13 protein-coding genes are annotated in these 13,780 nt (G+C 65.1%); 6 read left to right on the top strand and 7 right to left on the bottom strand.

What is annotated here, in order from left to right:
* Nucleotides 1-222: 222 nt before the first annotated feature.
* Complete coding sequence (locus tag C515_RS20265) at nucleotides 223-1,005, top strand: type 1 glutamine amidotransferase (protein WP_051304773.1); 783 nt, start codon at nucleotides 223-225, stop codon at nucleotides 1,003-1,005.
* 104 nt (nucleotides 1,006-1,109) lie between these two features.
* Here the strand turns inward: C515_RS20265 and C515_RS20260 are convergent, their stop codons facing one another.
* From C515_RS20260 to C515_RS0108135, 3 genes are all read right to left on the bottom strand, one after another.
* Complete coding sequence (locus C515_RS20260) at nucleotides 1,110-1,319, bottom strand: DMT family transporter (protein ID WP_245575006.1); 210 nt, start codon at nucleotides 1,317-1,319, stop codon at nucleotides 1,110-1,112.
* Between the two features lie 255 nt (nucleotides 1,320-1,574).
* Nucleotides 1,575-1,697 carry a hypothetical protein gene (locus C515_RS24785; RefSeq protein WP_281170858.1) on the bottom strand — a complete coding sequence of 41 codons (123 nt, stop codon included), beginning with the start codon at nucleotides 1,695-1,697 and terminating at the stop codon, nucleotides 1,575-1,577.
* Nucleotides 1,698-1,876: 179 nt separating this feature from the next.
* Complete coding sequence (locus tag C515_RS0108135; protein ID WP_028455113.1) at nucleotides 1,877-2,206, bottom strand: hypothetical protein; 330 nt, start codon at nucleotides 2,204-2,206, stop codon at nucleotides 1,877-1,879.
* 71 nt (nucleotides 2,207-2,277) lie between these two features.
* Between C515_RS0108135 and C515_RS20255 the strand changes: the two genes are divergently transcribed.
* Together C515_RS20255 and msrB are read left to right on the top strand one after the other, a co-directional pair.
* A complete protein-coding gene (locus tag C515_RS20255) occupies nucleotides 2,278-3,114 on the top strand; it encodes an alpha/beta hydrolase (RefSeq protein ID WP_051304772.1) in 837 nt (278 codons plus the stop codon).
* Entirely contained in the window at nucleotides 3,111-3,506 is a 396-nt protein-coding gene (gene msrB / locus C515_RS0108125) for a peptide-methionine (R)-S-oxide reductase MsrB (protein ID WP_028455112.1), read from the top strand. Before C515_RS20255 ends, msrB begins: the two co-directional genes overlap by 4 nt.
* Before the next feature lie 104 nt (nucleotides 3,507-3,610).
* Here the strand turns inward: msrB and putA are convergent, their stop codons facing one another.
* The 4 genes from putA to radC all read right to left on the bottom strand — a co-directional run bounded on the left by putA (nucleotide 3,611) and on the right by radC (nucleotide 10,551).
* Nucleotides 3,611-7,069, bottom strand: coding sequence for a bifunctional proline dehydrogenase/L-glutamate gamma-semialdehyde dehydrogenase PutA (gene putA / locus C515_RS20250; protein WP_051304771.1), 3,459 nt, complete (start codon nucleotides 7,067-7,069; stop codon nucleotides 3,611-3,613).
* A 170-nt stretch (nucleotides 7,070-7,239) separates the two neighbouring features.
* Entirely contained in the window at nucleotides 7,240-8,448 is a 1,209-nt protein-coding gene (locus C515_RS0108115) for a branched-chain amino acid ABC transporter substrate-binding protein (RefSeq protein WP_028455111.1), read from the bottom strand.
* A 290-nt stretch (nucleotides 8,449-8,738) separates the two neighbouring features.
* Nucleotides 8,739-9,746, bottom strand: a complete 1,008-nt coding sequence (locus C515_RS0108110; RefSeq protein ID WP_144290399.1) for an SPM autocatalytic domain-containing protein — start codon at nucleotides 9,744-9,746, stop codon at nucleotides 8,739-8,741.
* 130 nt (nucleotides 9,747-9,876) lie between these two features.
* Nucleotides 9,877-10,551, bottom strand: coding sequence for a RadC family protein (gene radC, locus C515_RS0108105; protein ID WP_028455109.1), 675 nt, complete (start codon nucleotides 10,549-10,551; stop codon nucleotides 9,877-9,879).
* A 304-nt stretch (nucleotides 10,552-10,855) separates the two neighbouring features.
* Between radC and coaBC the strand changes: the two genes are divergently transcribed.
* From coaBC to C515_RS0108090, 3 genes are read left to right on the top strand one after another with little or no spacing between them, the layout of a single operon-like run.
* A complete protein-coding gene (coaBC, locus tag C515_RS0108100) occupies nucleotides 10,856-12,052 on the top strand; it encodes a bifunctional phosphopantothenoylcysteine decarboxylase/phosphopantothenate--cysteine ligase CoaBC (protein ID WP_028455108.1) in 1,197 nt (398 codons plus the stop codon).
* Between the two features lie 59 nt (nucleotides 12,053-12,111).
* On the top strand, nucleotides 12,112-12,561 hold the full coding sequence (dut, locus tag C515_RS0108095; protein ID WP_028455107.1) for a dUTP diphosphatase: 450 nt from the start codon (nucleotides 12,112-12,114) through the stop codon (nucleotides 12,559-12,561).
* A gap of 25 nt (nucleotides 12,562-12,586) precedes the next feature.
* Nucleotides 12,587-13,762, top strand: a complete 1,176-nt coding sequence (locus tag C515_RS0108090; RefSeq protein WP_051304770.1) for a hypothetical protein — start codon at nucleotides 12,587-12,589, stop codon at nucleotides 13,760-13,762.
* Nucleotides 13,763-13,780: the final 18 nt, after the last annotated feature.

The raw sequence follows: 13,780 nt of genomic DNA, 5'->3' as shown, positions 1-13,780 counted from the left end.
AGCAAGTGGCAGGCTGGCTGGCAAGCGGGGCGCCATCCCCTTGCTGCATGGCGATGCTCGGGCCCCGGGCCGGCATGCCGCACATGGCGCCAGTGCGCGTATTGCGGATAGGCTTGGCGATGCTCGCCTTTATGCCTTTTTCATGCCGATGCTCGGCTTTTTTGCACCGATTTTTTGGTGGATTGCCCAGGCTGCAGTGCTCGCAACAACGCGGACCACGCCATGAAACCGATCGCCATCTGCCGCCATGAGGCCACACAAGGCCCGGGCTTTATCCAGACCTTTCTGGAAAGCCTCGCCGTTCCCCACCGTCTGTTCGCCATCGATGCCGGCGACACGCCGCCGCGCCAGGCCGGCGAGTTCAGCGCGGTCATCGTGCTGGGCTCGAACGCCAGTGCCAACGACGGCCATGCCTGGCTCAGGCGCGAAGACGCGCTGCTGGCTGACGCGCTGCGGCTGGGCCGACCGATTCTCGGCCACTGCTTCGGCGGGCAGATGCTGGCGCGCGCGCTGGGCGCCAAAGTCAGGCGCAACAGCGTGCCGCAGATCGGCTGGGGCAGGGTGCTGACCACCGTGTTGCCGCAGGCTCGCCACTGGCTGGGCGAGCGGCGCGAGCTGGAGATGTTCCACTGGCATTTCGACACCTTCGGCATTCCGCGCGGTGCACAGCGCATCCTGTTTGGCAGTTACTGCATCAACAAGGGCTTTGCCCTTGGGCCGCACCTGGGTCTGCAGTCGCATCTGGAAGTCACTGTCGCCAGCGTGCGCGCCTGGTGCGCGGAGGATCGCGCTGCGCTGCACCAGTGGCAGCATCTGCCCTCGGTGCAGGGCGAGGCGGCGATCCTGCATGATCTGGATGCGCGGGTGGCGCGCCTGCATGTGCTGGCCGGGCAGGTGTATCGCCAGTGGCTGCGCAATGTCGAGGGCGCAGCGCTGCTACCGGCTCCGCCGGCCGGGCGGCCGCATGGCGGTGAGGGCTGGGGCCGCGCGCTGGCGCGGGGCTGAGTGCCCTGACGGCAGATGCGGCGTTGTGCAGGTGAGCTTTGGGTATGGAGTTGCAGCCCTTTTCATATAAGGGCTGCAGTTCTATGAGGTGACGGGTATGCAGTTCAGCTGCTCAGTTTCAGGCCGGCCACGCCCAATACGATCAGCGCGAGGCAAGCGATGCGGCTGGCGCCCAGCGGGTCGCCAAACCAGATGATGCCGCCCAGGGTGACGCCGATGGCGCCCAGTCCGGTCCAGATTGCATAGGCGGTGCCGGCGGGAATGTCGCGCATGGCCCAGGACAAGAGGCCCATGTTCAGAAACGACAGCAGCACCGAACCTAGGCTCTGTTGAGGTTTGATTAATTTTTACGCGATGGGCTATTTTGCCCCAGTACCAGGCATTTGCCACGCCACAGTACGGGTACTGTCAGTGGCAAATAACGCCGTAATGGGGCAAAAGAGCCCATCGCCCGCAGGGCAGCCCCGCCATTCTGGCCGGATGCTTTGTCGCCAATGCTCGTCAATACCCGTATTGACTTGCGCTTGGCTTCGCGCCCCGGCAAGCTGGCTGGGCTGCGTAAAAACTAATCAAACCTCAACAGAGCCCAGGATCAGCCAGGGTTTGGGATGCAGCTGGATCAGCTTGAGTGACAGCGCCCAGACAATTTCGGTGAATACGGCAAGGGAAAGGACAATCCAGCCTGTGGCCATGGCGAGCTCCGGTGTGTTTCGGGCTCGTGGGACGCTGCTGCCGGAAACCCGCAAGAGGCAGCGCGCGGCATTATCGGCGAGTTGGCCGGTGGCGGGCAAATGGGGGGGCTGGCATTATTCACGCCAGGCGCTGTTGCTGCGTGATTGCTTGTTGCGCAGCCCCGTCGCTTGCCGGCGCCTCAGATCAGGCCGTCATCCGGGCCGATGCTGAAATTGATCTGGTTGGACAGCGATTCGCGCAGGCGTTTGCGCGACAGCAGCTTCTGCTGGGCGGGCAATGGCAGGTCGGTCAGGCGCAGCAGGTTCTTGTGGATCATTACGTCGATCAGGTCTTCCAGCACGCGGATCAGCTCGATGTCCAGGCCCTGAAACAGCTCGGTATCCGGCTGGCTGCCGGCGAAACCGGCGATCTCCGGGCTGTGCAGCGGCAGGAATTCCTCGGCGCCCGGCTCGGGGTCGCGAAAGAGGGCGGTGATTTCGCCGTCGCTGTTGCGGCGTACATAGGGCATGGCCGTGATCCTTGCGTCAACCTTCAGTCATATCCGATAGTAGCAGTCTCTAATGAAAAAGTGAGCCGGGAATGAGCGACGCGCTGGAACTTGTGCATGTGCCCGCAGCGGCCGGAACGGCGGGGGCAGTGCGTCCGCCGGTGCTGCTCGTGCATGGCGCGTTTGCCGCAGCCTGGTGCTGGGAAGCCACGCAGGCCGCGCTCGCCGCAGCTGGCTGGGAAAGCTTTGCACTCAGCCTCTCGGGCCACGGCGCCAGCCCCGGTCGCGAGCAGTTGCACCAGTTCACCCTGTGCGACTACCTGCAGGACATCGACTGGGCGCTGGAGCGCATCGGCCGGGTGCCCATTCTGGTGGGGCATTCGCTGGGCGGCTATCTGCTGCAGCGGATTGCCGAGCGCATGCCGGTGCCGGGGCTGGCGCTGCTGGCCAGCGTGCCGCCCTATGGCCTCGCCGGTTCGCTGACCTATATGGGCACCTGCTATCCGGGCTTGCTGATGGAATTGCAACGCTTTGCCGCTGGCGCCATGCCGGAGCCGGACCTGCGCTTCGTGCGCGAGTTGCTGTTTGCGCCGGACACCGACGAGGCGCATCTGGGCGAATTCGCCAGCCGTGTGCAGCCGGAATCCATCCAGGCCCTGTCGCAATTGTGGATGCCGCAACCCTGGCGGCTGCTGCCGCGCGTGCATGACTGTCCGGTGCTGGTGATGGGCGCGGGCAGTGACCGCATTTTGCCCTTTTCCGACATCTGGCTGACTGCCCAGGCCTGGGGCACGCGGCCGGTGATGATTCCCGAAGCCGGTCATGCACTGATGTGCAACACGCATTTTCCCGAGGTCATGCGCCAGCTGCTGGACTGGCTGCAGGCGCTGCCCGTCGCCAGGGGGAACAACAAGGAGCAGGAGCGATGAGCACCATCAGCAAGACTGCCGCCGAATGGCGCGCCCAACTGAGCCCGGAAGCCTACCGCGTCACCCGCGAGGCTGGCACCGAACCGCCATTTTCCGGTGCGCTGTATCGCGAAACGGCCAGCGGGCATTACCACTGCGTCTGCTGTGCGGCCCTGCTGTTCAGCTCGGACACCAAATTCGATGCCGGCTGTGGCTGGCCGAGTTTCTGGGCGGAAGAAGGCGAGGGACGCATTCGCCGCATCATGGATTACAGCCACGGCATGGTCCGCGTCGAAGTGCGTTGCGCGGCCTGCGACGCCCATCTCGGCCACGTTTTCCCCGATGGGCCGGAACCGACCGGCGAGCGCTACTGCATCAATTCGGTCGCGCTGACTTTTACGCCGGAAGCCTGAGTCTCTGCCGCAAGGCCGCATGGTTGGTTGGGTATTGCTCTGCAGCCATTTAAGAGAAAGGGCTGCAGGTTGGTACCCTTGGTAGTATCGCATGTTGCGGTTAGCTACAGCGGCGCCTGCGCCAGCAGCTCGGCATTGCCGCCCAGCGCGGCGGTATTGATGCTGATGCAATACTCGTAGCGCAAGCGATACCAGGGGTAAAGCCCCGTGCCGTCGCTGCTGATGACCGGCAGCAGGGCGTCGCTGGTCGCGGCGTACTGGCGCTCAAGGGCTGGCCGGTCGGCCGGGGTGGCCAGCACACCGGCCGGCACGCCGGCTCCGGGCGTATCGGCAATCTGCAGCAGCGGCAGCGCCAGCTGCCAGCGCCGGTGTTCTTCCGTGTCGCTGAGCTGCGGCAGATTACCGCTCAATAGCGCCACCCCCACCTGATGCAGGGCTTCGCGGCTGTCCCCGGCCGTGCACAGGAGCACGCCCAGCGCCCGGTGCCCGTAACGGTTGCGCTCGCCGGTGCTGCCGGGGCGATCGGCCAGTGCCTCGTCGCGGTCCAGCGCCGGATAGCTGTCCAGCAGGAGGGTGAGGCGCAGCGCGTCCGCTGGCGGCAATTCACTATCGATCAGGCTTTGCAGGTTTACCGGCAGCGGCTTGCTGGCCACGCCGGCTGGCGGGCAGCCGTCCTGCACCAGTCGCCACAGCAGCCAGGGTCCGCCAGCCTTCGGGCCGGTACCGGATTTCCCGCAGCCGCCAAATGGTTGCTCGTCGACCAGCGCGCCGATCTGGTTGCGATTGACGTAGTAATTGCCGATACGGCTGCGGGCGATGATCGCGTCAATCTGCCCGCCAAGGCGGCTGGCGATGCCCAGCGTCAGCCCATAGCCGGCCTGCTCCAGCTGCGCGAGGATGTCGGGCAGGCGTTCGCGCGGGTAGGCGGCAAAGCACAGCAGCGGACCGAAGATTTCTTCTCGTGGCAGCTGCTCGGGCGGCAGTTCGATCAGTGCCGGCGCGACGAAATGGCCGGCCAGGCAGAGTTCGGGCAGGGGCAGCTGCACATGCCGCAGGCTGCGAGCGAGCAGCGTGGTGCAGGCATCCCGCAGGCGCTGCCTGGCCGCCTCGTCAATGACCGGGCCGATGTCGGTAGCGGGGTCGCAGGGGTCGCCCAGGCGCAGCGTCTGCATGGCGCAGGCGAGCTTTTGCCACAAGGCCTCGGCGATGTCACTTTGCACCAGCAGCACGCGCAAGGCCGAGCAACGCTGGCCGGCGCTGTCGAAAGCCGATTCGATGGCCTGCTGCACGACCTGGTCGAGCTGGGCGCTGCTGTCGACGATCAGCGCATTCACGCCGCCGGTTTCCGCAATCAGCACGCGCGGCTCATCCCGCGCGGCGAGGCTGCGGCGAATGGCCTGCGCGGTCGGCAGCGAGCCGGTGAAGAGCACGCCGGCGATGCGTGCGTCGGCGCACAGCCGCGTGCCGGTGTCGCCATCCCCGGGCAGTAGTTGCAGATGGGTACGCGGCACGCCGGCCTGGTGCAGCAGATGGACCAGCCGAGTGGCAATCAGCCCGGTTTGCGGGGCGGGCTTGGCCAGTACGCGATTGCCGGTGGCCAGCGCCGCGGCGATCTGGCCGGTGAGGATGGCCAGCGGGAAATTCCAGGGGCTGATCACCACCAGTACGCCCAGCGGCGCCAGTGGCCCCTCTGGCCAGTTGCGCCGCGCTTCACTGGCGTAGTAACGGCAGAAATCACAGGCTTCGCGCACTTCGGACAAGGCGTTGGGCAGTGCCTTGCCAGCCTCGCGCAAGAGCAGTTGCACAAGTTCCGCTTGTGCCTGCGCCAGCTGCTCGGCGCAGGCCTCCAGCCAGGCCGCGGTCTGTTCACTGCAGGGCGGCGTGGCGGGCTGGCTGGCCGCAGCGAGTGCCTGCTCGATGTCCCGGAGGCTGGCCGGAGTAATACTGCCCAATGTATCGCTTGGCAAGGCAGGGTTGACGGCGGTTAGCAGCCTATCCCCTTCGGGTATGCCATTGGCGAGGATGGGAGCGGCGCTGGCGTGGTGGCCGGCGGCTGTCAGGCTGGCGTCCAGCAGCGCAGCCAGCGCCAGCGGGCGGTTCAGGTCCAGCCCCGGCTGGCTGGTGCGCGGCGCATGGATGGCATCGGGCGCCGGCAGCGCCTGGCTACTATCTTCTGCCGCCTCGGCCAGATGCAGGCGATGCAGGAAAGAGGTGTTTGCGCCATTTTCCAGCAGGCGGCGCACCAGATAGGGCAGCAGGGTCGTCTGTTCGCCGACCGGCGCATAGACCCGGCAACTGGCGCTGATGCCGTGTCTGGGCAGCAGACGGTAGAGGCTTTCGCCCATGCCATACAGGCACTGGAATTCGTACTCGGCCTCAGGGTCAGCCAGCTGCAGCACGGCGGCCAGCGTGTGCGGATTGTGCGTGGCGAATTGCGGATACAGCCAGTTGCCAGCCTCGAAAAGTCGCGCCGCACAATGCAGGTAGGCGCGGTCGGTGAACTGCTTGCGGGTAAAGACCGGATAGGCTGGCAACGCCAGTTGCTGGGCGCGCTTGATTTCCGTATCCCAGTAAGCGCCCTTGACCAGCCGCACCATCAGGCTGCTGCCGCGCCGGTGCGCCAGATGCGCCAGCCAGTCGATCACGCCGGCTGCGCGTTTCTGGTAGGCCTGCACGGCCAGGCCCAGTCCGTCCCAGCCGGCCAGCGCGGGCGAGAGCGCCAGGCGCTCGAAGAGTTCCAGCGTGATGATCAGGCGCTCGCTTTCTTCGGCGTCGATGGTCAGGCCGATGTCGGCCTCGCGCGCCGCTTGCGCCAGTGTTGCGAGCCGCGGCAGCAGTTCGGCAAACAGCGTTTCGCGCTGCAAGGGCTGAAAGCGTGGATGCAGGGCGGACAGCTTGATCGATACGCCCGGCCCCAGGCGCGGCCCCATGCCGTCCGCCGCGTGGCCGACGGCGCGGATGGCGTGCAGATAGGCCGCGAAATAGCGTTCGGCATCGTCGTGGCCCAGCGCGGCCTCGCCCAGCATGTCAAAGGAATACAGAAACGCCTCCTGGCGGCGCGCCAGGGCGGTCTCGATATCGCGGGCAATCACGAACTGCCGGCCCAGCTGCTCGATGGCCAGTTTCAGTGCCGGGCGGACGATCTGCTCGCCAACGCCGCTCATTGACCAGCTGCTGGCATGCTGCAAGGCCCAGCCGGCCAGTCGCACCAGCCAGGGGGCCTGCGCGCCCGACTGGCCGTGCCAGTGCGCCTGCTGCAGTTTTTCGCGGATCAGCGCGTCGACCGTGGCCTGATCGGGAATGCGCAGCATGGCCTCGCTCAGCTCCAGCAAGGCCCGGCCACTGGGTTCCTGGATGGGGAATTCGGCGAGCAGGGTGTCCACCCCGCCCTGGCGCTGGCGGGCTTGCGCCAGTTCACCCGCCAGCCCGACTGCCAGGGCTGCGGACTTGTGCAGCGCGCCATCCAGCGCGGCGCCGGAGTGGCGGTCGAGTTCGGCGAGCAGGACGTCGTCGGAGAGGTCGAGCAGGCCTTCCAGGCTGGCCAGCGACGGGTGCGAGGGCATTGCGGCGTCTCCGCAGTCAGAGTTATCAACTTAGAACCTATTCACGATCTTTTCGCGCGTGAAAAAATCGTGAACAGCTTCCTGGCTGCTCCGGGAGCCGGCGACGCAAGGATCAAGACAAAACAGGGTGGCCGCGGCCACCCTGTTGTGCTGTTGCTGCAATGCAACGATTACTGTGCTGCGGGCGCGCCGCCAACCACTTCCAGCACTTCCTGCTTGCCGTTTTTCACCTGGTAGACGGTGATGGCGCCATCTTTCAGGTCGCCCTTGTCGTCGAAGGTGATCTTGCCGGTCAGGCCGCTGTAATCGGTCTTGGCCATTTCCGGCAGGTACTTGGCCGGATCGGCCGAGCCCGCGCGCTTCATCGCTTCCACCAGCACCATCAGGGCGTCATAGGAGTTCGGCGCGTAAAGCTGCACATCGACATTGAACTTGGTCTTGAACTTGGCGAAGAAATCCTTGGCGCTGCCGCCGGCCAGGCTGTCCTTGGGCTGGCCCGGCTGGGTGGTGATGGTGCCTTCGGCATCCGCACCGGCGAGCTTGACGAATTCGCCGGTCGACATGCCGTCAGCACCGAGCAGCTGCGCCTTCACGCCCAGCTTGGTCATCTGTTTCTTGAGCGGCGCGCCTTGCGCGTCCATGCCGCCGAAGAAGATCAGCTCGGGCTGGGCCGACTTCACATTGGTCAGGATGGACGAGAAGTCGTTTTCCTGCGGGCTGGTGAATTCGCGCTTCACGACTTCGGCGCCACCGGCCTTGGCGGCCTTCTCGAACTCGTCTGCCAGGCCCTGGCCGTAAGCGGTGCGGTCATCAATGATGGCCACCTTCTTCACTTTCAGCTTTTCGGTGGCATAGGCGCCCAGCACCTTGCCCTGCTGGCTGTCGTTCGCAATCATGCGGAAGGTGGTTTTCAGGCCTTGCGCGGTGTAGGCGGTGGCGGTCGACGACGGGGTCAGCTGCGGAATGCCGGCTTCGCTGTAGATCTTCGACGCAGGAATGGTCGCACCCGAGGTGACGTGGCCGACAACGCCGGCCACCTTGGCGTCAACGAGGCGCTGTGCAACGGCGGTCGCGGTTTTCGGATCGGCCTGGTCGTCTTCGGCCACGATCTCGATCAGGTATTTCTTGCCGCCCAGTTCGATACCGCCCGCGGCGTTCACATCCTCGGCCGCCATGCGCACGCCGAATTCGGTGTCCTTGCCGATATGGGCCAGCGGGCCGGTGAGCGGCCCGGCAACGCCGATCTTGATCACGTCGCCGCCGGCGGCGGCATCGGTGGCCGGCGCGGATGCCGCGGGCTGGTTGGCGTCCTGCTTGCTGCAGGCGGAGAGGGCGACGGCGGTGGCAACGGCCATCAGGCTGAGGCGGGAGATGCTCATGATCAATCCTTGCGGAAACAGGGGCGAAAGTAGTCGAGCTGGCCGGGTTGATCTGAACTGAACCCGGGCTGCGGTGGCTGGCGAACCGGCTTGCTCAGGGGCAAAACACGGCAGCGCCAATGCGCTGAACGGCATCATCGGGGCAGGCCTGCGCAGCCGTGAATAGGGGATTTCCCGTAAGATGACCGGTACAGTTCGCCGGGAAAAGCGCTGGCACAGTCGCAGTAGTGACTAACTGTGTGTGAAAAATGGCGGCAAAGCTGTGACTGTAATGGTCGCTGGCGCACCCTTCAGACGGTGAGATCGATCTGCTGCACGGTGCCTACCGAGCCGTCTTCGCCAAGAAAGATGCCGCTGGCACGGATCTGGCCCAGTTCGGCATTCTGGTGGTCCATGAGGCTGAAATCGCCCTGTGCGCGCCCGAGGTAGATCGCCCCCACGCCCATGCTTGCCAGCGTCAGCAGCTGATCCTGGCCACTGTCGTCTTTCAGCCACAGTTTCAGTCTGGCGAACACGCCATCGCCGGCATCGATCCAGCCATTGCCATCGTCATCGTAGTGCGCCAGATCGGCAAAGCCGTCACCGCTCTGCGCACCGAACAGTTCACGGCCATTGTTGATCACGCCATCCTCGTTGTGATCCAGCGCCAGAAAGCCGCTGCCGGCATTGAGCGTGGCGATCTGGTCGGCCTGGCCATCGCTGTCGATGTCAAAGGCCATGCGCTGTGCCGACAGCGTGGCCGCCGGCGCGGCAAAGTTGAGTACCAGCGGGTCTTTTTTCGGGCGCGCCAGGCTGCCGCTGGCCATGCCGAAGGTGATTTCTTCGCGATAGCTGCGCGCCAGTGTCAGCTCGCTGCTGAAGCTGATCTCGCGGCCGTCGGCGGTGCGTACGATGCCGGCGGCGGCGAATTGCGTGGTTTCGGACTCCTCGAAAACGCGGCGGTAATTCACCGCCACGCCGCCCTGGTCCGCTGCGTCTGGCGGCGCCTGCAGCGCCGCGCCGGCATCCGTCGGGCTGTTGCGCGGCACCTCGCCCAGCTTGATGCGTATGCCCAGCATGGCCTCCAGCAGCGATTTGATGAGGCTGAGCTTGGGGTCAAGGCTGCTTTCCCCGTCCTCGTCCAGCCCCTGGCTGGCCTCCAGTCCCTGACTGGACAGCTCGACCTCCGGCCGCGGCACGGCTGCCGGTGGCGTGCTGGCCACCGGGCGGTCGATGCGGATGGTCAGCGATTCCTCGCGATGCTGGCTGTACTGGCGCTGGGCCGCCACGGCTACGGTACTGTCGGTGATGCGCATCATGCTCTCCCGCAAAACAAGGGCGTCATGCGCTATATCGGCGCGCAACGGGCTTTGCTGAGAAGCTTTCACGAGTCTTTTGCCCGGCCGCTGCAGCGAGCGGCTCACGATGCGGCCGCAGCGTGTGCGCCAGCTAGCATTGTCCGTTTTCCGCCAGCGAAACAATCCGATGAGCGGCAACGATAAAGTGGTCGAGCAGGCGGATTTCCACCAGCTCCAGCGCGCTTTTCAGCTGCTGGGTCAGCGCCAGATCGGCCGCGGATGGCCGTGCCTCGCCGGAAGGGTGGTTGTGCGCGACGATCACGGCGGCGGCATTGGTGGCCAGTGCGCGCTTGACCACCTCGCGCGGGTAGACGCGCGTTTCCGACAGCGAACCGCGAAACAGCATTTCGGCGGCCAGCAGGCGGTGCTGCTGGTCGAGAAACAGCGCGTGGAATTCCTCGTGCGGCAGGCCGCGCAGCCGCAGGCCCAGCAGGCTGCGCACCGCATCCGGGCTGGTGAAGGCGTCGCGCTCGGCCAGTTCTTCGTGCAGGGCACGGCGCGCCATTTCGAATACCGCCTGGATTTGCGCAAACTTCGCCGAACCCATGCCGGGAATGGCCGACAGCGCCGGCAGCGGCGCGGCAAACAGCGCCTGCAGGCTGCCGAAGTGGTCGAGCAGTTCGCGCGCCAGATCGACCGCGCTTTTGCCAGGCAGGCCGACGCGCAGAAAGATCGCCAGCAACTCGGCATCGCTGAGCGCTTGCGCGCCGTTGCGCAACAGTTTTTCGCGCGGACGATCCGCTTCGGGCCAGTCGGTGATGGACACGCCGTTCTCCACAGCTGACAGCTTGAGGCCGTTTTGCCGGCCGGAATCGATTTGCCTTTGCTTGGCAAGGGGCAAACTCGTTAAACCCCAATTAATCCATCAGGCGGCTCTTCGAGCCTGCATGCTCGCTGGCGGCCGTTTCGCGGTGCCTTCACACGCTTGCTTCGCGCTCATGGCCGGCTATGGGCTTGGCGCAAGCGTGTGAATTCTCTCGCGAAACGCCTCGCCATCATCCTGTGTCCCAATGAATTATCCGGGGTAAACTATCTCATCGCTATAGCAGTGCTTACAGGTTTAGTCAAAAATGCAGAAGCGCATCGTACTGGGAATCAGCGGCGGCATCGCCGCGTACAAAAGTGCCGAACTGACCCGCCTGCTGGTCAAGGCCGGTTACAGCGTGCACGTGGTGATGACCGCGTCGGCCACCGAGTTCGTCACGCCGGCCACCTTCCAGGCGCTGTCGGGCAACCCGGTGCATACCGCGCTGTGGAATGCCGAGGTCGGCAACAGCATGGCGCACATCAATCTCACGCGCGAAGCCGATCTGCTCTTGATCGCGCCCGCGTCGGCCAATGTCATCGCCAAGCTTGCCCATGGCATCGCCGACGACCTGCTGACCACGCTGGCCGCCGCGCGCACGTGTCCGCTGGCGGTCGCCCCGGCGATGAACCGGCAGATGTGGGAAAACCCGCCGAACCTGCGCAATATCGACCAGCTGAAGGAAGACGGCGCGCTGGTGCTCGGGCCGGCCTCCGGCAGCCAGGCCTGCGGTGAAGTTGGCATGGGGCGCATGCTCGAGCCCGAAGAACTGTTCGAGGAAGTGGAAGCCTTCTTCCAGCCCAAGCTCCTGGCTGGCAAGACGGTGCTGATCACCGCCGGGCCGACCTTCGAGCGCATCGACGCGGTGCGCGGCATCACCAATACCAGCTCCGGGAAAATGGGCTTCGCGATCGCCCGCGCCGCCGTCGAGGCCGGCGCGAGCGTCACGCTGGTCGCCGGCGACACGCCGCTGGCCACCCCGCTGGGGTGCACGCGCGTCAATGTGCAATCGGCGCAGGAGATGCTCAGCGCGGTCACCGAGCGCATCGCCGGCGCCGAGCTCTTCATCAGCGTGGCGGCAGTGGCCGATTACTACGTGCTCAACCAGAGCGAGCACAAGATCAAGAAGGACGCGCACATCCTCACGCTGGAGCTGGCGCCCAATCCCGATATTCTGGCGAGCGTCGCCTGCGCGGACAATCCGCCGTTCTGTGTCGGCTTTGCCGCCGAGTCGGAGAACCTGCTCGAATATGGCGAGGCGAAACGCAAGCGCAAGCAGCTGCCGCTGCTGGTGGCGAATCTGGTGCAGACCGCGATGGGTGCCGACGACAACGAGGTCATCCTGATGGACGACGACGGCCAGCACCGCCTGCCACGCGCGCCCAAGCAGGACATCGCCCGCAAGCTGATCGCGCACATCGCGCGGCTCTACCCGCGCTGGCAGCAGCAGCGCGCCAGGTAAATACAGTGCAGTGTATTGCCCTGCAAGCTAACAACTGAAATGGTCAAGGAGACATACCCATGGCAACGCTTGATGTGAAAGTGCTCGATGCACGTCTGAAGGACAATCTGCCGGCGTACGCCACGCCGGGTTCGGCCGGTCTTGACCTGCGCGCCTGCCTGGAGGCCCCGCTGGAGCTGGCCGCCGGCGCCACCACGCTGGTCCCCACCGGCATGGCGATCCACCTGGCCGACCCGGGGCTGGCGGCGATGATCCTGCCGCGCTCGGGCCTGGGCCACAAGCATGGCATCGTGCTGGGCAATCTGGTGGGCCTGATCGATTCCGACTATCAGGGCCAGCTCTTCGTGTCGGTGTGGAACCGCAGCCAGAGCAGCTTCACCATCCAGCCCATGGAGCGCATCGCGCAACTGATCGTCGTGCCGGTGGTGCAGGTGGATTTCAACGTGGTCGAAGAATTCGCCGATTCCGACCGCGGCGAAGGCGGTTTCGGCAGCACCGGCAAGCACTAACTCAGCCAAGAGGGCAATCTTTGCCATGCTTGAACACCGCTTTGACACTGCCAGTCCGGATGAAGAGCTTGCTGGGCTGTTTGCCCATTACTCCGGGCCTGGAGAGGTGGAGCGCTTGCTGGCCGCTGCACACGCTCAGGTAGTGCGCTGGCGCTGGGCGACGGAATCCATGAGTTTCGCTGCCCCGTTCGCCCGTGAATTGTACGGAGCGGCGCCCGCACGCTGGCTGACCGACGACAAGGCCAAACCGGAAAAGCATGTCCGCCACGGGCTGGATGCTGCCGGCCGTATTCTGATCGAGTGTTCGCAGAACGGGTGCCGCCTGCAAGCCAGCCTGCACACACCTCAGTGCTGCGTTCGGCTCGATTGCGGCGAGGGTGACCGGCTGGCTTCGATTGATATGTCCCGTTATGACGCAGGTCGATTGCTGGAGTATGCGGTGCACTTTCGCAGTCACGGGTTCACGACACGCTATGTCTATCAGGGAGAGCGCCTGCAATGCACGGTGACGCGCAACTGGACGGCAGGTGAACCGCACTGGGATTGCCGTGAGCTATACAGCTATGACGCCGCCGGCCAACTGGCAAGAATCGATCTGCAATATCTGGACGCGGCCGGAGAGGTCAAGCCCGCCACTGAGCGCCTGCTCTATCTGGCCTTGCCCAGGGGCGAAACGCTGAAATCGATTGAAGCGCGCGTGCAGAGCTTGCTGCTGGCGGCCTTGCAGGACGCGCTTGCACGATTGCCACGCGACGAACCGCTGTATTGTCTGCTGCTGTGTTACACCAGTGGGGATGTGTCCGCCGCCTGGCCGCCGTTTCTGGTCTGCGGGCGCGAATCCTACCGCCAGAACATTCTGGCAGCAGGGGAAGACGTCAGTTATTCCCTGTGGGCACCTGACGAAATAACTGCGGAAGTGGCTGGCTGTGACTACTGGCTTGACGAACCGGCACTGAAAGAGGCCTGCCTGCTGCATGCCCAGCTGATGCAGTTGAAGCAAAGTGATACGTCCGCGCTGCGGGTGCTCAAGCAGGTGATGGCGCCACTGGAAGCGATGGTCAGGGCGGCGGGGGTGACCCTGGCAGATGACTTTGTGGTGGCCTATGCCGATAACACCGGGGCGGTTGATCCGCTGCCTGCGCTCAAGGCCCGGCTGCCTGCCGAGCAGTGGGCTGTACTGAAGCAGCGCGGCTGTGTGTAGTGATTTCCCGAGCACCAG

The organism is Chitinilyticum litopenaei DSM 21440 (genome assembly GCF_000428145.1).
In the GTDB taxonomy this organism is placed as follows: domain Bacteria; phylum Pseudomonadota; class Gammaproteobacteria; order Burkholderiales; family Chitinibacteraceae; genus Chitinilyticum; species Chitinilyticum litopenaei.
The sequence above is the reverse complement of the archived record's forward strand: the minus strand, read 5'-3'. Positions and strand labels throughout refer to the sequence as shown.

Coding starts and splice junctions, on each gene's coding strand:
- dut (WP_028455107.1), top strand. CDS start 12,112: ATGGCAACGCTTGATGTGAAAGTGCTCGATGCACGTCTGAAGGACAAT.
- msrB (WP_028455112.1), top strand. CDS start 3,111: ATGAGCACCATCAGCAAGACTGCCGCCGAATGGCGCGCCCAACTGAGC.
- C515_RS20265 (WP_051304773.1), top strand. CDS start 223: ATGAAACCGATCGCCATCTGCCGCCATGAGGCCACACAAGGCCCGGGC.
- C515_RS0108115 (WP_028455111.1), bottom strand. CDS start 8,448: ATGAGCATCTCCCGCCTCAGCCTGATGGCCGTTGCCACCGCCGTCGCC.
- C515_RS0108135 (WP_028455113.1), bottom strand. CDS start 2,206: ATGCCCTATGTACGCCGCAACAGCGACGGCGAAATCACCGCCCTCTTT.
- coaBC (WP_028455108.1), top strand. CDS start 10,856: ATGCAGAAGCGCATCGTACTGGGAATCAGCGGCGGCATCGCCGCGTAC.
- C515_RS20255 (WP_051304772.1), top strand. CDS start 2,278: ATGAGCGACGCGCTGGAACTTGTGCATGTGCCCGCAGCGGCCGGAACG.
- C515_RS0108090 (WP_051304770.1), top strand. CDS start 12,587: ATGCTTGAACACCGCTTTGACACTGCCAGTCCGGATGAAGAGCTTGCT.
- C515_RS24785 (WP_281170858.1), bottom strand. CDS start 1,697: ATGGCCACAGGCTGGATTGTCCTTTCCCTTGCCGTATTCACCGAAATT.
- putA (WP_051304771.1), bottom strand. CDS start 7,069: ATGCCCTCGCACCCGTCGCTGGCCAGCCTGGAAGGCCTGCTCGACCTC.
- C515_RS0108110 (WP_144290399.1), bottom strand. CDS start 9,746: ATGATGCGCATCACCGACAGTACCGTAGCCGTGGCGGCCCAGCGCCAG.